The sequence below is a fragment of the Gilliamella sp. App2-1 genome (genome assembly GCF_001690255.1).
GTDB classification, from domain to species: domain Bacteria; phylum Pseudomonadota; class Gammaproteobacteria; order Enterobacterales; family Orbaceae; genus Gilliamella; species Gilliamella apicola_G.
In genome coordinates this window covers 1-20,040 of sequence record NZ_LZGR01000019.1, presented here as the reverse complement: position 1 = coordinate 20,040, position 20,040 = coordinate 1, and the positions used below count along the sequence as shown (strand labels likewise).

At 36.5% G+C, this 20,040-nt stretch carries 21 protein-coding genes and 1 pseudogene; 17 read left to right on the top strand and 5 right to left on the bottom strand.

Features of this window, described 5'->3' with window-relative positions; translation table 11 throughout:
- Positions 1 to 95 precede the first annotated feature (95 nt).
- Both A9G22_RS11775 and ampD read right to left on the bottom strand, forming a co-directional pair.
- Complete coding sequence (locus A9G22_RS11775; RefSeq protein ID WP_442899733.1) at positions 96 to 389, bottom strand: YqcC family protein; 294 nt, start codon at positions 387 to 389, stop codon at positions 96 to 98.
- A 12-nt stretch (positions 390 to 401) separates the two neighbouring features.
- Positions 402 to 947, bottom strand: a pseudogene (gene ampD / locus A9G22_RS11770) (1,6-anhydro-N-acetylmuramyl-L-alanine amidase AmpD); the annotation flags it as partial.
- A 201-nt stretch (positions 948 to 1,148) separates the two neighbouring features.
- On the opposite strand from ampD, the gene ppdD reads away from it, so the two are divergent.
- From ppdD to A9G22_RS02285, 6 genes are all read left to right on the top strand, one after another.
- Entirely contained in the window at positions 1,149 to 1,580 is a 432-nt protein-coding gene (ppdD, locus tag A9G22_RS02305; RefSeq protein WP_075508285.1) for a prepilin peptidase-dependent pilin, read from the top strand.
- A 40-nt stretch (positions 1,581 to 1,620) separates the two neighbouring features.
- A complete protein-coding gene (locus A9G22_RS02300; protein WP_075508284.1) occupies positions 1,621 to 2,727 on the top strand; it encodes an ATPase, T2SS/T4P/T4SS family in 1,107 nt (368 codons plus the stop codon).
- Positions 2,727 to 3,902, top strand: coding sequence for a type II secretion system F family protein (locus A9G22_RS02295; protein ID WP_075508283.1), 1,176 nt, complete (start codon positions 2,727 to 2,729; stop codon positions 3,900 to 3,902). Before A9G22_RS02300 ends, A9G22_RS02295 begins: the two co-directional genes overlap by 1 nt.
- Positions 3,902 to 4,663: a prepilin peptidase gene (locus A9G22_RS02290; protein ID WP_075508282.1), complete on the top strand. Its 762-nt coding sequence runs from the start codon at positions 3,902 to 3,904 to the stop codon at positions 4,661 to 4,663. The genes A9G22_RS02295 and A9G22_RS02290 overlap by 1 nt, the downstream gene beginning before the upstream one ends.
- 216 nt (positions 4,664 to 4,879) lie before the next feature.
- Positions 4,880 to 5,119 carry a hypothetical protein gene (locus A9G22_RS11510; protein ID WP_218058720.1) on the top strand — a complete coding sequence of 80 codons (240 nt, stop codon included), beginning with the start codon at positions 4,880 to 4,882 and terminating at the stop codon, positions 5,117 to 5,119.
- 38 nt (positions 5,120 to 5,157) lie between these two features.
- Complete coding sequence (locus A9G22_RS02285) at positions 5,158 to 6,036, top strand: amidohydrolase (RefSeq protein WP_218058719.1); 879 nt, start codon at positions 5,158 to 5,160, stop codon at positions 6,034 to 6,036.
- Positions 6,037 to 6,105: 69 nt separating this feature from the next.
- On the opposite strand, the gene ygfZ is transcribed toward A9G22_RS02285, so the two are convergent.
- Positions 6,106 to 6,981 carry a tRNA-modifying protein YgfZ gene (gene ygfZ, locus A9G22_RS02280; protein WP_075508281.1) on the bottom strand — a complete coding sequence of 292 codons (876 nt, stop codon included), beginning with the start codon at positions 6,979 to 6,981 and terminating at the stop codon, positions 6,106 to 6,108.
- Positions 6,982 to 7,265: 284 nt separating this feature from the next.
- Between ygfZ and ilvI the strand changes: the two genes are divergently transcribed.
- The 10 genes from ilvI to A9G22_RS02230 all read left to right on the top strand — a co-directional run bounded on the left by ilvI (position 7,266) and on the right by A9G22_RS02230 (position 18,822).
- The gene (ilvI, locus tag A9G22_RS02275; RefSeq protein ID WP_065586121.1) at positions 7,266 to 8,984 is read left to right on the top strand and encodes an acetolactate synthase 3 large subunit; all 1,719 of its coding nucleotides are present in this window, start codon (positions 7,266 to 7,268) and stop codon (positions 8,982 to 8,984) included.
- Complete coding sequence (ilvN, locus tag A9G22_RS02270) at positions 8,984 to 9,478, top strand: acetolactate synthase small subunit (RefSeq protein WP_065586122.1); 495 nt, start codon at positions 8,984 to 8,986, stop codon at positions 9,476 to 9,478. The genes ilvI and ilvN overlap by 1 nt, the downstream gene beginning before the upstream one ends.
- A gap of 851 nt (positions 9,479 to 10,329) precedes the next feature.
- The gene (locus A9G22_RS02265; protein WP_075508280.1) at positions 10,330 to 12,861 is read left to right on the top strand and encodes a type VI secretion system Vgr family protein; all 2,532 of its coding nucleotides are present in this window, start codon (positions 10,330 to 10,332) and stop codon (positions 12,859 to 12,861) included.
- On the top strand, positions 12,861 to 13,367 hold the full coding sequence (locus tag A9G22_RS02260; RefSeq protein ID WP_075508279.1) for a DUF4123 domain-containing protein: 507 nt from the start codon (positions 12,861 to 12,863) through the stop codon (positions 13,365 to 13,367). Before A9G22_RS02265 ends, A9G22_RS02260 begins: the two co-directional genes overlap by 1 nt.
- A complete protein-coding gene (locus A9G22_RS02255; RefSeq protein ID WP_075508278.1) occupies positions 13,367 to 13,711 on the top strand; it encodes a hypothetical protein in 345 nt (114 codons plus the stop codon). The genes A9G22_RS02260 and A9G22_RS02255 overlap by 1 nt, the downstream gene beginning before the upstream one ends.
- 12 nt (positions 13,712 to 13,723) lie before the next feature.
- Entirely contained in the window at positions 13,724 to 14,800 is a 1,077-nt protein-coding gene (locus tag A9G22_RS02250; protein ID WP_075508277.1) for a Tox-REase-5 domain-containing protein, read from the top strand.
- Positions 14,801 to 14,819: 19 nt separating this feature from the next.
- Positions 14,820 to 15,566 carry an Imm52 family immunity protein gene (locus A9G22_RS02245; RefSeq protein WP_075508276.1) on the top strand — a complete coding sequence of 249 codons (747 nt, stop codon included), beginning with the start codon at positions 14,820 to 14,822 and terminating at the stop codon, positions 15,564 to 15,566.
- Between the two features lie 138 nt (positions 15,567 to 15,704).
- Positions 15,705 to 17,459 carry a hypothetical protein gene (locus A9G22_RS02240; protein WP_075508275.1) on the top strand — a complete coding sequence of 585 codons (1,755 nt, stop codon included), beginning with the start codon at positions 15,705 to 15,707 and terminating at the stop codon, positions 17,457 to 17,459.
- Positions 17,456 to 18,112: a hypothetical protein gene (locus A9G22_RS02235; RefSeq protein WP_065579622.1), complete on the top strand. Its 657-nt coding sequence runs from the start codon at positions 17,456 to 17,458 to the stop codon at positions 18,110 to 18,112. The genes A9G22_RS02240 and A9G22_RS02235 overlap by 4 nt, the downstream gene beginning before the upstream one ends.
- Positions 18,113 to 18,246: 134 nt before the next feature.
- Positions 18,247 to 18,822 (top strand): hypothetical protein, encoded by a 576-nt coding sequence (locus A9G22_RS02230; protein WP_065579623.1) that lies wholly within the window; start codon positions 18,247 to 18,249, stop codon positions 18,820 to 18,822.
- Here A9G22_RS02230 and A9G22_RS11225 read toward each other — a convergent pair.
- Positions 18,727 to 19,290, bottom strand: coding sequence for an IS3 family transposase (locus A9G22_RS11225; RefSeq protein WP_141669950.1), 564 nt, complete (start codon positions 19,288 to 19,290; stop codon positions 18,727 to 18,729). The two genes, A9G22_RS02230 and A9G22_RS11225, sit on opposite strands and share 96 nt — an antisense overlap.
- 65 nt (positions 19,291 to 19,355) lie before the next feature.
- Positions 19,356 to 19,613, bottom strand: a complete 258-nt coding sequence (locus A9G22_RS02225; RefSeq protein ID WP_034909955.1) for a transposase — start codon at positions 19,611 to 19,613, stop codon at positions 19,356 to 19,358.
- A 77-nt stretch (positions 19,614 to 19,690) separates the two neighbouring features.
- Between A9G22_RS02225 and A9G22_RS02220 the strand changes: the two genes are divergently transcribed.
- On the top strand, positions 19,691 to 20,040 hold a 350-nt coding region (locus A9G22_RS02220), incomplete at its 3' end, for a hypothetical protein (protein ID WP_141669948.1).

Here is a 20,040-nt window from a genome sequence, read left to right as displayed (position 1 = left end):
GATTTTCTGGTTGATTTTTATTCGTTTTTTTGACTTTAACCATTGTTACACATTAATGTACCGTATATTAATACGGTACATTTTATCTTGTTAATTTACGATAATTCATCAAGTTTCTTAATAAGATATAGCAGATGATTAACATCTTGTTCTTGCTCTTTTAACGCTTCTTCAAAATAAGGGTACAGAGCAAATTTGGGGAGATTACCTTTGGCATCAATGAGTGCTTGCATCCGCGGAATAAAAATCCATTGCAACCATTCGTGTGCTTGCATGGTGTCAAGTGCGAAGGGTTGTTCACTTAAAAAGGCATCAGGTTTTGGCGGTGTGATTTGCCATAAATTGATTTTTTGTAACTCTGCAATAATTTGCTCAATTTGATTGAGCAACTTTTGTTCTTGTGATTTTTGCGCTAACAAATTTCGGTAATATTGCCAATCAAAACAAGGACCTGGATCGGTTTTTCGATCTGGGGCAATATCACTATGTCCAGTGATGTTTTTGAACGCATAATGTTGTTGTAATAATAAAGTTATGTTAGCTAATTGCTGATATTGTTGTTCGGTAAAGCTGTCGCTATCGCATCCTTCCATTTCAATACCAATTGAAAAATCGTTACAATTTTCTTGTCCTGCAAATACGGATTTCCCCGCATGCCAAGCACGTTTATCAAATGGCACAAATTGAATCATTTCGCCATCACGTCGAATAAACAGATGACTTGACACTTCAAGTTGATAAATTGAAGCAAAGTACGGATGCTTGTTAGGATTGAGTTGACCTGTAAATAATTGTTCAACATAAGGCCCTCCATATTGATTGGGCGGTAAGCTTATATTATGGATAACAAGTAACGAAATCGGTTTATTGGCTGGCCGTTCATTATAAAACGGTGAAACGACTTGTTTTATACCTTGTAACCAACCGTTAACAATTTTTAGGGACATATTGACTCCAACTTATCTAATAAACCGATGTATGGATTTGTTTGTTTTGCGATCTGCTTCGCGAAAATTGAGCATACAACGTAATAATGAATTGCGTAATGGATTTTTATTTCCAAATTTACTATTTCGCTATTATTCCATTTTTTTGTTTTGCTATAAAGCTCTTGTGTTAAATCATTGACAGAAACTATCGAGGTATTTATGTCTAATCAATCGGGCTTTACGTTATTTGAACTTATGATTGCCATTATTGTGATTGCTATCTTAACGGCTATTGGTGTGCCTGCATATCAAGGATATGTTAAAAAAGCCGCACTGACTGATATGCTGCAAATCATGACAACGTATAAAACGGCTGTCGAAATTTGTGCTGTTGAGCAAGGTAGTTTAGCCAATTGTAGCAATGGTAATAATGGGGTACCAGCAAGCCGAACGTCTAACTATGTAACATCAATTACGGTCAATAACGGCGTGATTACCTTAGTTGGAACTAGTGCTTTAGCGGGGTTAACCACCACATTGACACCAACAATTAATGCCACGCATGGTAATTTAGATTGGAATCGCGTTTGCACCACATCGCCAGTCGATGCCAGTTTAACCAGTGCTTGTGAAGATGTTTTCAAATTTTAAACTTCATCATTAAATCGTTAAAGGATAAGGAAGCGTTATTATGCAAGAAGAACAGTTAATTGAAAGTATTGATAAATTGCTGCTTGAAGCATTAAATAAGCGCGCTTCAGATATTCATTTTGAACCTTATCAACACAGTTACCGTATTCGCATGCGTATTGATGGGGTTTTGCATGATATGTTATCGCCACCGCTTGCACTGGCCAAACAGATAACAGCCCGATTAAAAATTATGTCCAAGTTAAATATTGCTGAGCATCGATTGCCACAAGATGGGCAATTGGTTATTGACCGTTACACAATGCGTATGGCAACTTTACCCGTAATGAATGGTGAAAAAATTGTCTTAAGAGTAATGGATAATCATGAATCAGAACTAACAATAAATGATTTGGGTTTAACTGACGCTGACCTTTTAACATTCAAGCAAATTTTGGACTATCCTCAAGGATTGATTTTAGTTACCGGACCCACTGGCAGTGGTAAGACAATCACATTATATAGCGGATTAAAACGGTTAAATAAAACCGAACGTAATATTTGTAGTGTTGAAGACCCTATTGAAATTCCCCTTGATGGCATTAATCAAACCGCTATCAACCTTAAAGCTGGTTTGACTTTTGCGATTGTATTACGAGCCTTATTACGACAAGATCCCGATGTGATGATGATAGGTGAAATTCGCGATCGTGAAACTGCCGAAATTGCTATTCAAGCTGCGCAGACAGGGCATTTAGTTCTATCAACTTTGCATACTAATTCAAGTGTCGAGGCAATAACTCGCTTAAATCAAATGGGTATTGAAAATTATCTACTTTCATCAAGTTTAAAATTAGTCATTGCCCAGCGGCTAGTACGGAAATTGTGTCCTCACTGCAAGGTGGTGGCAAGAGAACAGATTAAGTTAGACAACGAACAAGTGCCACATTATGTGGCGTCGGGCTGTCTAAGGTGTATTGGTGGATATAAAGGACGGGTTGGATTATACGAACTTTTAGTCATTACGCCTGACATGCAAAAGCAAATATTAGCTAATCAAGTTGTTTTGCCGGCGAATATGACTTCGTTAAAAATGGCTGGGCAAAAATTAGTTAAACAGGGCATGACAACACTAGCTGAATTAAACCGTGTATTAGGTGATACGTAATGAAAAGGCTTTATTATTGGTATGATTTAGATTTTAACCAGCACAAAATCATCGCTAAATCGTCACAAGCTGTTAAACGGCAGTTATTGTTGCAAGGTAAAATCGCCATTAAAATTAAAGCAGGCAATATTATTACCGCACACAGTTTTAATCGTGCCGATCTGCTGATTATTACTAAACAATTAGCGACCATGTTAAAGGCGGGGTTATCCATCATTGATACATTACAGTTGCTTGCCCAAGAACAAACTAAACCGCACTGGCAATATCTGCTACTTGATATTAAACAGCAAATTGCTAAAGGTGAGTTTTTATCTCAAGTATTACAGCAACATCACTCGGTGTTTTCTGCGTTGTATTGCGAGATTATTGCAACTGGAGAGCTAACAGGGCAACTTGATGAAAGTTTTTCGCAGTTAGGGTTATTACTTGAAAAATCAATTAATTTACAAAAAAATCTAAGAAAAGCGATGCGTTATCCGCTGTTTTTATTATCTGTAGCGATGCTTGTTAGTTTAGTGATGTTGTTATTTGTTTTGCCAAAATTTTCGGATATTTATCAGGATTTCGATGCCGAGTTGCCGGCTTTCACAAAATCGGTTATCGAATTTTCTAACTATTTACAACAAAGTTGGTTAATTTGGTGCACGGTATTTTTTATCAGCTATTTTGGTTATCAACGCTATTTTAAAGTGCGCTACCGTCGTGAGATTGAAGTGATAGTAATTAAAATTCCCTTTATGGGTAAAGTGATTCAAACCAGTTGCCTAACCCAAATTTTTCAAACCATTGCAATTACCCAAAAAGCAGGAATACCGTTATTAACAGGTTTAGTCGCAGCCGGTAATACTACTTATTACAGTCTTTATCGTGATAGTATTTCACAAATTATTGCTGGTATTGAGCAAGGCCATTCATTTAGTCATGTACTGCATCAACAATTACACTTTCCTAATTTATGTTCGCAATTAATTCATGTGGGTGAACAGTCGGGCACGTTAGATTTAATGCTTGATAAACTAGCCATCTATTATCAAGAACAAAATCAGACCTTAACTGATAATTTATCGCAAGCTTTTGAACCATTATTAATGCTAGTGTTAGCCTTGATTATTGGCAGTTTAATTGTGGCGATGTATTTACCTATTTTTCAAATGGGCGAGGTGATTCACTAATGCTAATGTTTATAATCATCTGTTTGGGGCTTTGCATGGGTAGTTTTGTTTATGTTGCTTATTGTCGGTATTTGCCATCAATGTCCACATTTCAGTACTTATGTTGTATTAGCATTCAGCGATCCGCTTGTCCACATTGTCATAATAAACTCAAATTTTGGCAATTGTTGCCAGTTGTTTCTTGGTTTATCTTAAAAAGTCGTTGTTATAACTGCAATGCCAAGATTTCGTTACACTATGTTAGTGTTGAATTATTCGTCGCTGGTTTATTTGCTATTATCTATTTTGATAAAGGCATGCATATTCAAAGTTACATCTTAATGCTTCTTGGCTGCTATTTTTTGCTTTTGGCTTTTATTGATTTTAAATACTATTTATTACCTGATATGTTTACGCAACCATTGATGTGGGTAGGTATTATGCTCGCCTATTTTAAGATAACAAACATTGAATTAACCGATGTTTTGCTAGGTATTTTCTGGGGATATTTATTATTAAAACTACCTGCCACTTTATTTTATTTAATATTTAAAAAAGAGGGGTTAGGTGGCGGGGATATTAAATTACTGGCCGCATTGGGAGCTTGGCTACCTTATACATTATTACCCTTGTTATTGTTTTTTGCTTCGTTACTCGGGATTATATGTTATCTTTTTTTGCGATATGCGCTTAATCAAAACATTACAAAAATCATTCCTTTTGGTCCTTTTTTATTAATATCGGGTTATACGATCTATTATTGTACTAACAATTGTTGTTAAAAAACTACAGAAAATCTTGTGTTTCAGTCAATGTTTGTTAATCAATAATGTGTTAAAAGTGCTTAACGTAATTATTTTGTTCAATATATGCAATATATAACCAAAATTGATATCCATAGTAAAAATAGTTATTTTTATAAAAGTGAAAATCGCGTTATAGTGCTAGCTAAATCAGTGTGTTATGCTGTAAGTCAGTCACTAATTAAGGAATCATTTATGATATCAAGTAGTATTAATCAACTAAAAAGTGAAATGATCGCGTGGCGCCATCATATTCATGCTCATCCCGAAACCGCTTTCGAAGAAGTTAACACCACCAAATTTATCATCGAAAAACTGCAATCATTTGGTATTACCGAGTTATATACTGATTTTGCACCAACGGGCGTTGTTGGCATTATTAAAGGTAATCAAGAAGGGCGATGGATTGCGCTTAGGGCTGATTTGATGCATTAGATATTATCGAAGAAAATAATATCGATTATTGCTCAACCATGCATGGTAAAATGCATGCATGTGGGCATGATGGACATACTGCTATGTTGCTCGGCACGGCTAAGTATTTGAGCGAAAACCGTGATTTTGCGGGCACTGTTGTGGTTATTTTTCAACCGGCTGAAGAAAATGAGGGCGGGGCACGCGTTATGGTTGAAAATGGTTTATTTGAACGATTTCCAATTGAAGCGGTGTATGGCATTCATAATCAGCCTAATATGGAATTAAATCACTTTTATATTAACCATGGACCTATGATGGCTTCGTATGATGTTTTTGAAATTAAAATAACGGGTGTTGGCGCTCATGCAGCTGCTCCTCATTTGGGCAAAGATACGATACTAACTGCCACACAAATCGTTAATGGTTTACAAAGCATTGTCAGTCGTAATGCTGATCCTTTAAGTTCGTTGGTCGTTAGCGTAACGCAAATTCACAGCGGTGATACTTGGAATGTATTACCGCAAGAAGCGGTGATTCGAGGCACGGTTAGAACATTTAGCGCCCAAGTGCAAGATATGGCTGAAAGTCGCATTAAACAAATAGCAACAGGTATTGCTACAACATTTGAAGCCAAGGCTGAAGTGGATTATCAACGCCGCTACCCTGCGACGATTAATTACGCTAAACAAGCCGATATTGCTATCACTGCGGCTAAAAAAATCGTCGGGCAAGATAACGTAATTATTGATCCTCTTCCTTCAATGGGATCAGAAGATTTTGCTTTTATGCTGCAAAAAATACCGGGTGTATACGTTTGGTTAGGCGCAGGTAGCGGTGCCAACTTACATAACCCAGCCTTTAACTTCAATGATGAAGTGTTAACTACAGGCGTAAGTTATTTTGTTGAAATTGTTAACCAAGAACTTGCTAACTAACTTAAAACGATAGACACAAAGTCGGCTGGAATAAACATTATTTTATTCCAGCTTATAGTTCAAAAAGAATTAAAACGTCATTCGGCTGTTATCGTTTCCAAAAACTCTAAATGGGGTGTTTAGATCAATTCCATTATTAAGTACGACTTGGACACAAACACCATTTTTTTCATCCAGTTTTGCTGCGGCTAATACAAGTCCACCTTCTCGCCAACCACCGGCAAGTTTGTATTCAAGCGTACTACCAATTTTAGGAAGGACGTCACTGGTACCTTTTATTACATACATTCCGCGAGTGTTAGCACCACGAAATTGTGCTCTAGCGACCATTTCTTGACCACAGTAACAGCCTTTTTCAAAGCTGATTGCATCATAAGATTGTAAATTGCAGGCTTGTGGTAATAAAATTGCCATGTTGTTATCATCAATAATAGGATAACCTGCTTGCAAATCAAGTTTCAACCACTCACTACATGGATTTAAATCCTCCGGAATAGGTTCTGGTGTGACCATAATAACGCGCATTTCTGGTAAAGGTACTTTGATATAGGTGATATTATTTTCAGTAAAACAGCTTGTATCACTTAATTTTGCAGTAACTGTCGCAGGAATTGCATCACCGACCAAACCGATAATATTTAAATCTTGGACTGGTTCGATAGTCACTTTAGAAAAAACAGCGTATTTTTCGAGTTCGGCAATCTGTTTTTTTACAACACTTTTACGCTCGATATAGTAAATATCGTTACCGCGTTGAAATAATAATAAAGTGCTCCACATTCTGCCTTTATTGTCACAATGAGCGGCATAGAGCGTGGATTGTTCTGAAAGTCGGTTAATGTCGTTGGTTATTTGACCTTGCAGAAAAACACGGTTATCGTCGCCAGAGACTTTAACTAATTGCCAGTCAGCAAGAGAGGTTGGTTTAGAAGAAATATTGCTCATATTTGTACCTTTGGGTAATGAAGAATCCTAGCACCATTATGGCTAGAAATACTTAACTTCTGAGTTTATATAAAAAATAAAAAAATAACAATAAAATCAATTAGCAATATTTAAATAAAATTGATAGATTACAGATATTATTCATAATATTCTAAAAATTATTTTTGTTGATGAACAATTTTTTAAGTAATGCGCTTAGCTAATTGACTTTAATTGATTTTATTTATCAGTTGATGCAAAATGAATCACTAAATGACTAATTAGTTACATTGGAGGCAACAACCATGGCAAAACTGTCAGGCGCAGAAATGGTGATTCAATCTTTGATTGACCAAGGAGTAAAACAGATATTTGGTTATCCAGGTGGTAGTGTTCTTGATATTTATGATGCCATTCACACATTAGGCGGCATTGAGCATATTTTAGTTCGTCATGAACAGGCTGCCGTACATATGGCTGATGGTTACGCCAGAGCAACAGGCGATGTTGGTGTAGTTTTAGTAACTTCAGGCCCTGGAGCGACCAACACGATTACCGGCATTGCAACAGCTTATATGGACTCGGTACCACTGGTTATATTGTCTGGACAAGTTGCCAGTAATCTCATTGGTAACGATGCATTCCAAGAATGTGATATGATCGGAATTTCTCGTCCAATTGTTAAACACAGTTTTTTAGTTAAAAACAGTAAAGATATTCCAGATACCATCAAAAAAGCGTTTTATATCGCCTCGACCGGTAGGCCGGGACCAGTGGTGATTGATTTGCCAAAAGATATTGTCAATCCTGCGAACAAATATAATTATCACTACCCAAATTCTGTTTTCATGCGTTCTTATAATCCAACTATTCAAGGTCATAAAAAACAGATCAAAAAAGCCTTAACCACGCTACTATCCGCTAAAAAACCGGTGCTGTTTATAGGTGGTGGAGCTATTGCAGCTGATGCTAGTAGCGAAATTAAAACACTTGCAGAAAAACTCAATATACCAGTTGCTTCAACGTTAATGGGCATTAGCGCCTTTCCGGGGACCGATAAACATTACCTTGGCATGATTGGTATGCATGGGGTTTATGAAGCCAATATGGCTATGCATAATGCTGATGTGATTTTTGCAATCGGTGTCCGATTTGATGATCGAACCACCAACAATGTTGAAAAATATTGCCCAAAAGCCAAAATCATTCATGTGGATATCGATCCAACTTCGATTTCTAAAACTGTTGTGGCTTCAATTCCAGTGGTGGGCGATGCCAAAGTTGTTCTTGAAACCCTGTTGTCAATGTTAGATGAATCCACTGCCGAACGTGATCTCGATGCGCAGATCGATTGGTGGAAACAGATCGAACACTGGCGAGCACGTCATTGCTTAGCTTATAACCATGAAGGGCAAAGCATCAAACCACAAGAAGCAATCGAAGTATTATACAAATTGACCAAAGGGGATGCCTTTGTGGCAACCGATGTGGGGCAACATCAAATGTTCACGGCACTTTATTACCCATTTGACAAACCGCGCCACTTTATTACCTCGGGTGGACTTGGCACCATGGGGTTTGGCTTACCAGCAGCGCTTGGGGTTAAATTGGCATTTCCTAAAAAAACCGTTGTGTGCATAACTGGCGATGGCAGTATTCAAATGAATATTCAAGAGTTATCAACCGCATTGCAATATGGTTTACCTGTACTGGTGCTAAATTTAAATAACCGTTTTTTAGGCATGGTTAAGCAGTGGCAAGATATGATTTATGCTGGTCGGCATTCTAGCTCTTATATGGAATCTTTACCTGATTTTGCCAAAATTGCAGAAGCTTATGGCCATGTTGGAATAGTTATAACCAAGCGTGAAGAACTTGAATCAAAACTGAAACAAGCATTAGCCATTAAAAATCGTTTGGTTTTTGTTGATGTCATGACCGATGCAACTGAACATGTGTACCCAATGCAAGTGCGAGGAGGCGCAATGAACGAAATGTGGCTTAGTAAAACGGAGAGAACCTAATGCGTTATATATTATCAATTTTAACCGAAAACGAACCCGGCGCATTATCACGAATTATTGGTTTGTTTTCACAGCGCGGCTTTAATATCGAAACGATAACTACTGCACAAACCGAAGATCCGACTATGCACCGCATGACAATTCAAACTACCGGCGATGAACATGTGCTTGAACAGATCCAAAAACAGTTGCATAAATTGGTTAATGTTTATCGCGTGCACGATTTAACCGAAGGACCGCATGTGGAGCGTGAAATCATGTTGGTAAAAGTTGCCGCAAAAGGTTCGGATGCGCGTGACGAAGTAAAACGTTGTGCCGATATATTTAGGGGATCGATTGTTGATGTGACTGCGACACATTACATCGTACAATTATCAGGTACGAGTGAAAAACTAGACTCATTTTTAGCTTCAATTCGCGAAACTTGTAATATTGTCGAAACTGTACGCTCAGGGATTATTGGTTTATCACGTAGTGAAAAAACAGTCAAATAACAATATTTATTGTTAACATTTTTAATTAAGACGCATTGTGCGTCTTAATGTTGTTATAAATATTAAAATAAAAAGGCATAAAGATTGTAGTTATAATATAATTCCGCTAAAAATAAAAAATAACAACGCTTTATTCCTAGAGCAATGTTAACCGTTAACTATGGGAAAAAGCGATAAAAATTGATGCTAAATTTCAGCTCCGATCATCTAGCATATGAACTTAAATAAATTGTAAGGGAAAGCCGGATTGTTTATATGTCTAGATTAAAATAACCCACTAAAAACGCATATGGGAGTTTACCTGAAATCGCTTTATGTGGTTTGCCATATTATATTAATCAATTAGTTAATCTTTATTTTTCTATCTTTTGAACCGCTAAATATTTTTGAATGAAGCCATATCAACATTAAGGGTCGTATTACTCTTCCTGCTTTTTCTTTTGTTTCTGGGCTGGCAGGTTGAGTGAATTTTTCATTTATATGAGGGTTATCCCCCTATTTTATTGGTTCAAAAATAGATTAATTTCTAGTTAACATATCCAGAAATCTATACCGCTTCAGCATAAATTTATTTTTCATTTAACAGGTTAAAAAACATACTTAATAAAGTATGGCGTTGCCTAAACCGCTTTTTAAATAAAGGCGTTAAGCAGCTACCAGATACTCGTTTAGTTAACAGATATTATTGATATTAAGCAAAAGTATTGATTAAAAAGGTTAACGTTGCGTTAAAATGGTTTATACTCTGTTTCCATTATCGTTTATGCTTAAAACAATACTATAAATAACGATAAGCCAATCACCTCATTAACAATAAAATATAGAGATTTTAGGGAAAATAGGAAAACAATATGGACAACACGCTTAATCCCTTAATCGGTGAATTTGGGGACGGATTAGTGACGGGTTTAGGGGGCGTTAGCCATAATCGCTATAGCTTAACTGTTGAGGGGCTGCGCTCGCCGATTTCGGTTTGGCATGTTGACGGTAATGAGTCGTTAAACCAGCCTTGGCGTTATGTGATTACTTTTACCAGCTCTGACAAAGCGTTATCCATTGATTCAGTGCTTAATCAAAAAGCCACATTCTCTTTTAATCCTGTTATCCATCAACCGTATCAAAGCGTAATGTCAACAATCTCATCGTTAAGTGACTTACCGTCGGTGAATGATAAGCGCACCTTACATGGAGTGATTACCGAATTTAGCCAGTTATCCGTCAATAAAGAGGAAGCCCATTATCAGGTGGTGTTATCCTCGTGTTTAGCACGGCTGGCTATTGGGCAACATAGTGCCATATTTCAACAGCAAAGCGTGGTGAGTGTAGTTGAAGAAGTGCTGCGCAGTCATGGTTTAACGGGCATTGATTACCGTTTAGAGTTAAAAGAGAGCTACCCTGAGCGGGAGTTTATCACGCAGTGGCAAGAGAGTGACCTTGAATTTATTCAACGCTTATTGGCCGATGTGGGTATCTGGTTTCGCTTTGAAACCCACGCCGAGCACCACTGTGATGTAATGGTGTTAAGTGATTATGAGCAAGGCTATGCGCAGGTGGCTAATATTGACGATAAGCCCCCCTCTGGCACGCTCGATAGGGGTGTGGAAAGTGTTTGGGATATCAGCCTGCACAGTGAAGTGGTGGTCTCCTCAGTCAAGGTACAAGACTATCACTACCGTGATGCCCTCGCCGATTTACAGGGGGAAGTTAACACCCAACCCAAAGACCTGACCACCTATGGCTGCGACTACCGCTATGCCGAGCACTATCAAGGCTTAGATAGCAACGGACAGGAAAATCCACAAACTCGTGGTGATGATAATCGTGATAACGGCAATAATTCTAATGAGAATAATACGCATGACGATAATCAGATTGAAAGCGGTCAGTGGTATGCACGTATTCGCCATGAACAGGCGATTAGCCAGCAAATTATCCTCAAAGGCAAGAGTAACCGCTATAATCTTGCTCCCGGTCAATGGATTAACCTCAACGGCAGTCCGCTGGCGGAGATTAATGACGGTATCATCATATTAAGTGTACAAGGGCAGGGTAACCGCAGTGATGCTTATGCACTTACCTTTACCGCCATGCCCTATCAAGCCTTAAAACCCTATCGCCCTACGCCTATACGCTGGCCACAAGTCAGTGGTACTTTACCGGCAAGGGTCACCAGTCCCGACAATGACACTTATGGCTATATTGATACCCAAGGACGCTATCGAGTTAAATTTAATGTTGACCTGAAACAATGGAAAAGTGGCACCGAAAGCTTATGGGTACGCTTAGCCAAACCGTATGCGGGTAACACCTATGGCTTTCACTTTCCGTTAATTGATGGCACCGAAGTGGCTATCGCCTTTATGCAGGGCAATCCTGACCGGCCGTATATCGCCCATGCCATGCATGACAGTGTTCACCCTGACCTTGTCACCACCATTAACAAACACCGCAATGTGATTCGCACGCCGGCTAATAACAAACTGCGCATGGATGATAAACGCGGGCAAGAGCATATTAAACTGGCCACCAAATACGGCAAAACTCAACTTAACATTGGTCACTTAGTTAACGAAAAAAAACAACCCCGCGGTGAAGGCTTTGAACTGCGCACTGATGAATGGGGCGCCATTGCCGCCAACAAAGGCTTATACCTAACCACGCAAACCCAGCCGAAAGCGCAAGGCAAACAGCTCGATATGCAAGCGGCAATAAGCCAACTTGAAAATGCCCTCTCCATTGCCAAAGCCCTACAAAATGCCACCACCCAGTCCGAGGCGCACAGCGCCGATACCGACAGCCAAGCGCAACTTAAAGCCAACTTAACTCAGCTAACCCAAAGTGGCCTACTGGCCTATGCGCAAGAAGGCATGGCCCTAACTAGTCCTGAAAACATCCAACTGACAACAGCTAGCAGCCTCACCTTAACCAGCGAACATCAAACTGATATCAACGCTTTAAACAACGTCACCCTCTCATCGGCTGAAGCGATTGGCTTATTTGCGCAAAAATCGGGCATGAAACTGTTTGCTAACCAAGGCGATATTGAAGTGCAAGCCCAAAATGCTAACCTCAATATGGCGACCAAGCAAAATATTAAAGTGGATAGTGTGGATGGCAAGGTGACCATTACTGCCAAAGACAACCTCACGCTTATTTGTGGTGGCTCTTATATCAAAATCAGCAGTGAAGGCATTGAACTGGGTACACAGGATAACATCTATCTTAAGTGTAATGTCTTCCAGAAGATGGGGGTGGCAACAAAATCAATTACTTCTTTGACATTACCCAAAGTTACTTCAGAGGTTAATGAAAAAATTTGTTTACCATGTTTGATACGAGCTGCAGAAAAAGCGCAAATGCTAGTGATATTAGGAGATGAATAATGTTAAACCAACATATTTCTTATCGAACATTTTTGGAACAACAAAAGCAATCCAGATATAAACTCTCACTTTATGTATTAGTCGATGGGCTAGAATATGAACGCTTATTTCAAAATGAAATTATTCAAGATAAAAATACATTACCACTTTTTATCCGTCCAAACAATAAAGAGGTCGCTTTTGCAGGGCCTTGGCTTATCGATATTATGCAAGTTGATAAAAATGTACAAAATTCACTATTGCAGCTTGAAAAAACGTATCCATCGGTTATGTGGTTAATTTCAATTCTTAGCTTAGATTATTTATTTAACCAACTAGAAAACCAATTACATTTACAATTACCTAATAAACGTAATGCATTATTACGTTATTATGATCCACGTGTCTTAAACAAGTTACAAAATGTGCTCACACCTAAACAATTTAAACTATTTACATTAAATATCAATGACTGGCTCTATTTTCATAATAATTATTACTATTCACTAATAAGAGGTAAATTATAATGCAATTTTCTCAAGAACAAATGGATGCAATATATCAACAAGAAGATGAAGAGTACCTTTGGCAAGTAACGCATAAGATCAAAAATGATAAACGTTTAACTTTACCGAATGAAGATATTAATGATCTATTTGAGCGATTAAAAGAAACTTATAACTACCTTATTGCACTAGGTTTTACTAAAAAAGCACTTATTGAGGCATTTTTATACGGGGAAGCCGTAACGCCGGGTTATAAGAATAATCCAATAATTAAAGATTGGATTGAAAAAAAGGATCATATTCCAGAACAACAATATGAAGATTTGCTTATTATTGTAGAGAAAAAGCAAAAAGGTTTACTTTAAGGAACAACAATCATGCCGATACTTATTCTGATTGAAGAAATAATAGCGATAATGGGAGCTTCTATAATCGCTTATCAGACTAGCAAAGAAACATCGGATTATCCTCCAGGTTATGAAATAAGCGCTACGCCTATTTTGGAACCCAAAAAAACACATCATCATATCTACCCTGTATATCAAGACCCTATGATTTATATGGCTATATTTAAAGCGATAGAATCAGTAACAAATAAAGCTTTAGAAGATAATGAAATAATTGATATGACTGGAGAAGATGATATAGAGCCCGATACACCAGAGGCAATAGCAGAATTAGAAAAAGAGATCGAACTAATACAAACATATCATATTAATACTTATAAGAAAAAACTTGAGAGGTTAAGACGAGGCGAACCAATTAGTCCAGCGTTAACAGAAACACAGTTATTAACCCTTATTGATAATTGTGAAAAAGAAATTAAAGAGATACAACATGATATTGAGATGGCTAAATATTATAATATAAGAGTCTTAACTAATCATGAAAAAGAATTGATTAAAGCCACAATCGCTGAAAAAATGGTTAGAATAAAAGAAGATCAGCTTGAAAAAAGCCAACGGTGTAACTGCTCTATTTCATCATTTATTACGAAAAAAATGTTTCGCCGTAATATGAGCGATCTGTCGGCTGATTACCAGTGTGCGTTTACTGGCGAATCTTGGGCGCGTACAGAAAATCCGAAAACGGGTAAAATGTCGGTAGAAATCAAAGAATGGCTTTATGAAGGCCCTGCAGGAAAAGCTGATTTCGATGGTTGGCTGGAACAATTTTGTTTGTTGCTTGAAATGAAAGCCAATTATGATTCCTTGATGTTTAGCAGGACACAAGTTAATAACAAGACAGGTCAGCCAGAATTAAAACGATTGGGTAAGCAAAAAATAAAGGGATTCAAAAGACAAGCCGAAAAACATGATAAAATTTGTTCTGCTCATCCATATGCTCACTGCTGTTGGGTTTTTATGACCCCCCTTGCCTATAATGCTTTTTTGAAGATGTTAAACAAGGCTTCCTACCCTTCAATCAGTGCAATTTGGGTTCCATTACCGTAATTAACATAAGGAGATTAATATGACTAAATACATTGAATCAGACGATATTCAGTTTAGTATCATACTTTATTTACCAAAAACAACAACACTCACATTTACTGATTTTTATCAACGTTTGGAAAATGCCCTAAAGGCTTATCAAGATAGTTTTGATTCAAACATGCGTTGGTACCTATCTAAAAACACCATAAGAGCGAAACCAGAAGAGTTAGTCTACTGCCCTGAGGGTTTTACTGATTTTGGGATGAAAAAGCTTGCTTTAGCCTACCAAAAAATTGAAAAGAACAATGATACGCAGATTTTTTTTATTGATGGTGAACCGACAAGTATCGGGCAGGTTATCACTTATAATGTTGATAAGTCATTTTTTGATGATGCTCTGATTAGTTCTGAAATTGACTTTTTTTTCACTAAATTTGAAGATTTACAGCTGTTAAAGCAAATCACAACCTTTGTGACAAAATTGGCTAACGTATTTACAGATAGCTATATTGAAATTGATTTGATGGAAAGAGTTGAAGCTATATTTCCTAAACGAATCGGTACCTCACTAATTATTTACATTCCAGCACCACTAAATGCAAAGGATTATCCAGAAGCGCATAAAATTATTCCTATTAATCAAAATGATAAACAAGTTGGCACTGTCATTGTATCGCTCGATCACTTTCCATTTTTTAAAAATATTGAGGATGTGAAAACAATGAATCGCCTTGATGTTCGGTTACGCGAAGCGGATTTGCTACCAGAGCGAAGTAATTTATGATTATCCCTAAACTTACTAAGTCAAGACATTAAGGTTGTCTGGTTACAAATTGAAATTCAGTCATCAGAAACTGAGATAAAGACATTATGGATAAAAAATGAAGCGGCTATTGCCAAAGTAGCCAAACCCAATGGGGAGTTGTCTTTAGCCGAAAACACGGTTGCTTGGACTAAGCATCCTTTACAAGCGAGTAATATACCCAGTAGTACACTAATTGTGGGCACGGCATTACAGGTCGAGATGAATGATGCAAAGTTATCACTAAGCGACAATCGAGCAATAGATGCACAAGATAACGTGTGGTTAAAAGTCGATGTACTTGATGATAAAAACCGAAAAAGAAGTGGTTGGGTGTTAGTGAATGGAGAAGGTGCTAAGCGGGTCTGTTGTTGGGATTGGTTTGATTTTATGCAGATAAAAGAAACGTCCACATTAAAAGAAATCTACCTTGACGCAGACAAATCGTTAAAACGCAATAAAGACAACCATGCATTATCGCAATATAAACCAACAATAAAAGAAACGTTATCCATCCTTGATAAGCAACACCCTGTTGAAACCAATAGATATACCAGTATAAAAGAAGCGAGTTTTAAAGGTATTGCAGATAAACCGATGTTATTTACGGCATTAAGTCGCTTATTAGTCAATTACGAAAGCGAATGGTATAGTGAAATTGATGCTGAAGGTAAATTGCCGAAATGGGAAGCGTTAAACAGTGAGATGACGGAAAATGCTAAAAATATATTAGCGTATTTACAAACGGGTGACGAAGCAAAATTAGATGCATATTTAAGCCGTGTAGGTAAAGCAAAGGACTCCCCTGAAGCGAAAGGGTTTGAAACACGAAGACGAGAAATAAGCCGTTTTCCTGCTGATTATCAACAATCACCATCGGAAAAGTTGACTAAAGCGCAGTTTGAATCTTATGCCAAAATGGCAGCATTAGAAAAACAAGTAACAGCTTGGGAAAAGACCAAAGAGAAGATAAAAAAGATGTTATGGTGGGATGATGTTGCTAAAGGCTTAGCCAAGCTAAACCAACAAAATGACACGCCCCCAGAAAATGGCGAGACAACGGATACCACAACTCCCCCTGCAGATACCACCCCACCAGCCACGCTTAGCGCTGATGGCAAGGCGTGGTTTATTCATCCGGTGGCGATGATGGATTATTTCACTAGAGTAGGAATTGTTACTTATCATATTTATCATGACGGAAAAATTGAAAGGCATATACCAGTAAAGACATTAAAAGGTTATGAAAAAAAATATAAATATGTCTATCATGATAAAAATAGTCATGTACATCAATTAGGAATATATGATTATGTTGAAGTAACAAATATTTTTTACCCTCACCAAAGATATGGTCTTACAAAATTCATTCATCTTATTGATTTAAGAGAAGTTCGTCAAAAATATTCACAACATGGTCTGAAGTACTGTTTTAATGTAGATAGTAGTCAAAAACGATTTTTCATGAATCGTGATACTTTAGCAAGTTTTTTTGGCGCAATGCTAGAAGTTAATTTTGTTGATATTAGTTGCAATGGGTTTAGTACTATCACTGGTGGTTCAGGGATCAGTAAGAGCCATTATAATGGTTATCATGGTGATTTTAAATATTTAAGAATTGATGAAGTTTTGGCAAAAGGAGATGGGACAAGCCTTCATATTGATCTACATCCTGAATTATTTGATGTTGAACGTCAAAATCAGTGGAATGATGCTTTGTATAAATTTGGTTGGACAGATATGCTTGGTTGGAGTTATACCTTAAACAAAATTAAAAAATTTCCTAACCATATAACAAAAGAGACTGCACACCATAATCATCATTTGCATGTACAGTTTTATGATATGGATAAAATTAAGGAGCGTAAAAAATGAAGAACCTAATCTATCCTGTAGTTATATATTTTATCATACTGTGTCATATTAATCTTGCAATGGGTAATAATGTACAAAATGATCTACATTATTATCAAAAAATAAGTTTGCCTTATTCATCGAATGACGTAACAAAATATTATTATTGGGAGGATAAAACTGAAGAATTGCGTATATCTCCAAATCAAAAAGTATCAGTTAGGTTTTCTGATAAAGAATGCCGCATTTTGCGAAAATTAGCAAAATTTGGTAGAAGTGATTCCTATTATCCTGCTATTTATTTTAGTTACAAAAATATTTTATATAAAGGTATATTTTTTATAAATTATACTGATAATGATATGCCAGTATTTGTTTTTCAACTAAATAGTTATGATCATCATGGAAACATTATTGACGTAATCGTTCTAGATGAACGAGTAAATGTAGAAGGTGAAGTGTTATACTTTAATGATTTTACAATTCAACAAAATGGGACGATTTTAATTAGTAAAAATGAGCAATATTTACTTGATTATGATTTAATTGATAATAACGGTAAAGGTTTTAGAAAGGGTGAAGCAAAATCTAAAAGATTTACATATCAAATGAGTACTTCAGGCATTTTTAAAAAGATAAACGAAACAAATTATAAACAATATAAGTGGAATTGATTGATAAACAATAATCTGCTTATAAAATTTAACTCCCTCCTAATATACAGCCAAAAAGAAGAAAGTTCTCTATGATAAAAGTAAAAGAGTATTTGGATACTAAAAAATGATAGAACTGGACTATTTCTAATATTTTGGCGAAGATCCGTGCGTGGAATGATGAAAAAATAACGAAGGAATGGGATGGCTCAACATCGCAACAATTGAAATCAATTAGAAATTTAGTTATTTTTTTACAAAAGGAGTTTAATTTAAATGATAAGACTTGTATCAACATCAATGCATTGCTTATAAAACAAGTGGAGAAGGTAAAAATCTTTATCCTCCTGCTGACAATTGGAACATTGATCCCAGCTGTTACTAATGCCAATAATCGTGATGTAATTAAAGTATTGTCGATAAAAAAGGTATTAGAAGTAGATAATAGTGACTATCTTAAAGATTTATGTAATAAATGGAAATTAGATAAAAAAGAGATAATACATTTTTTCGCTACTGCTGAAAAAGATATCAATTCAGCTCAAATAAATTCGTTTGATATCTATCCGTGTGAAATAAAAGGTGAATTATTAATTAATGGAATAAATAAAAAATATAGTATTAATTTGGGTGGTCTAGGATTTTTTTATGGAAAAAACATCAAACAAATAGTATTTGGTTGTTCTAAAGGTGAGTGTCTGAGATATGTTCATTATGAACCAGATATGTAATATTTTTAATGGATAGCCATGATATTCAGCCAGTTTATCTAAGTAACGGGTAACTCTCCCTGCCGGTAAGCTTACTGCAATATCAATACCTAACGCCTCACGATTAAAGTCATCGATGACATTGAATGTCCTAAAGCGACGTTGATTACAGCTACTATCACTCATAAAATCCATTGACCAACATTCACCTTGTTTATTAGGAACCAATAGCTTTTCTGGTGTTCGTTGGGGGATACGTTTTTTACGTTTAGCCCTAATATTAAGTTTTAACTCACAATACACCCGATAAACACGCTTATGATTCCATTTATAGCCGAGCTTTCTGATACGATTAAAGCATTTAGGAAAGCCCCAGCGTAAATGCCGGTCTGTGATAGCATTCAATACCGAAACAATCACCGAATCATCCTGTAACTTAGGTTGATAATAGTCAGCACAACGGCTTAAGCCAACAATGGCACAACTCATAGTAATAGTAACTGAATGATTTTATTTTAGTTGCTGTGCCCACGTTTTACGTGCCTTTGTGGGCACTAAAGCTTTTTTATAATTTCTTCCTGAAGCTGGGATTTTAAGCTCAGTTCGGCAAACATCTGTTTAAGCTTACGGTTTTCAGCCTCCAGCTCTTTTAAGCGTTTGATATCCGACGTTTCCATTCCGCCGTATTTTTCTCGCCATTTATAGAAAGTTGAATTCCCCATGCCATATTTACGGCAGAGTTCCTTGACAGGAATACCTGCTTCAGCTTCTTTTAAAATAGCGACGATTTGATGTTCAGTCATTTTTTTCATAATTAAATCCTCTTTTACTTTTATCATAGAGAATTTTCTACTTTTTTGCTGTACTATTTTAGGGGATAGTTACATTAGTGAATTTTGCATTTGCTAATACAACAAAATGTGATGAAGACTCATTTGAGGAAGTAAATATAACCACTTTTTCTGGCAGTCATATGAATTTAAAAAATCAATATTGTCCATATTCTAAAACCGAACCAATAGATTATATAGGATATCAATTATTAACTATTAAAGTTGATAACCAATTATATACTTATAAAAATAATGTTAGTGATAATGGATATTCCAGTAGAGAAATGTTCTATTCTAAACTAGGGGTATTTGGTATTGCTGAAGCCAATACAGGCAATTCTCCTTTAACGGTAACATATTTGACTATTAAAGATAATAAATTATTTTTATTGGGGAAAATCACGTT

Coding starts and splice junctions, on each gene's coding strand:
- ilvI (WP_065586121.1), top strand. CDS start 7,266: ATGGCAAAACTGTCAGGCGCAGAAATGGTGATTCAATCTTTGATTGAC.
- ilvN (WP_065586122.1), top strand. CDS start 8,984: ATGCGTTATATATTATCAATTTTAACCGAAAACGAACCCGGCGCATTA.
- A9G22_RS02300 (WP_075508284.1), top strand. CDS start 1,621: ATGCAAGAAGAACAGTTAATTGAAAGTATTGATAAATTGCTGCTTGAA.
- A9G22_RS02295 (WP_075508283.1), top strand. CDS start 2,727: ATGAAAAGGCTTTATTATTGGTATGATTTAGATTTTAACCAGCACAAA.
- A9G22_RS11510 (WP_218058720.1), top strand. CDS start 4,880: ATGATATCAAGTAGTATTAATCAACTAAAAAGTGAAATGATCGCGTGG.
- ppdD (WP_075508285.1), top strand. CDS start 1,149: ATGTCTAATCAATCGGGCTTTACGTTATTTGAACTTATGATTGCCATT.
- A9G22_RS02235 (WP_065579622.1), top strand. CDS start 17,456: ATGAAGAACCTAATCTATCCTGTAGTTATATATTTTATCATACTGTGT.
- A9G22_RS02225 (WP_034909955.1), bottom strand. CDS start 19,613: ATGAAAAAAATGACTGAACATCAAATCGTCGCTATTTTAAAAGAAGCT.
- A9G22_RS11225 (WP_141669950.1), bottom strand. CDS start 19,290: ATGAGTTGTGCCATTGTTGGCTTAAGCCGTTGTGCTGACTATTATCAA.
- A9G22_RS02265 (WP_075508280.1), top strand. CDS start 10,330: ATGGACAACACGCTTAATCCCTTAATCGGTGAATTTGGGGACGGATTA.
- A9G22_RS02290 (WP_075508282.1), top strand. CDS start 3,902: ATGCTAATGTTTATAATCATCTGTTTGGGGCTTTGCATGGGTAGTTTT.
- A9G22_RS02245 (WP_075508276.1), top strand. CDS start 14,820: ATGACTAAATACATTGAATCAGACGATATTCAGTTTAGTATCATACTT.
- A9G22_RS02255 (WP_075508278.1), top strand. CDS start 13,367: ATGCAATTTTCTCAAGAACAAATGGATGCAATATATCAACAAGAAGAT.
- A9G22_RS02250 (WP_075508277.1), top strand. CDS start 13,724: ATGCCGATACTTATTCTGATTGAAGAAATAATAGCGATAATGGGAGCT.
- A9G22_RS02260 (WP_075508279.1), top strand. CDS start 12,861: ATGTTAAACCAACATATTTCTTATCGAACATTTTTGGAACAACAAAAG.
- A9G22_RS02285 (WP_218058719.1), top strand. CDS start 5,158: ATGCATGGTAAAATGCATGCATGTGGGCATGATGGACATACTGCTATG.
- ygfZ (WP_075508281.1), bottom strand. CDS start 6,981: ATGAGCAATATTTCTTCTAAACCAACCTCTCTTGCTGACTGGCAATTA.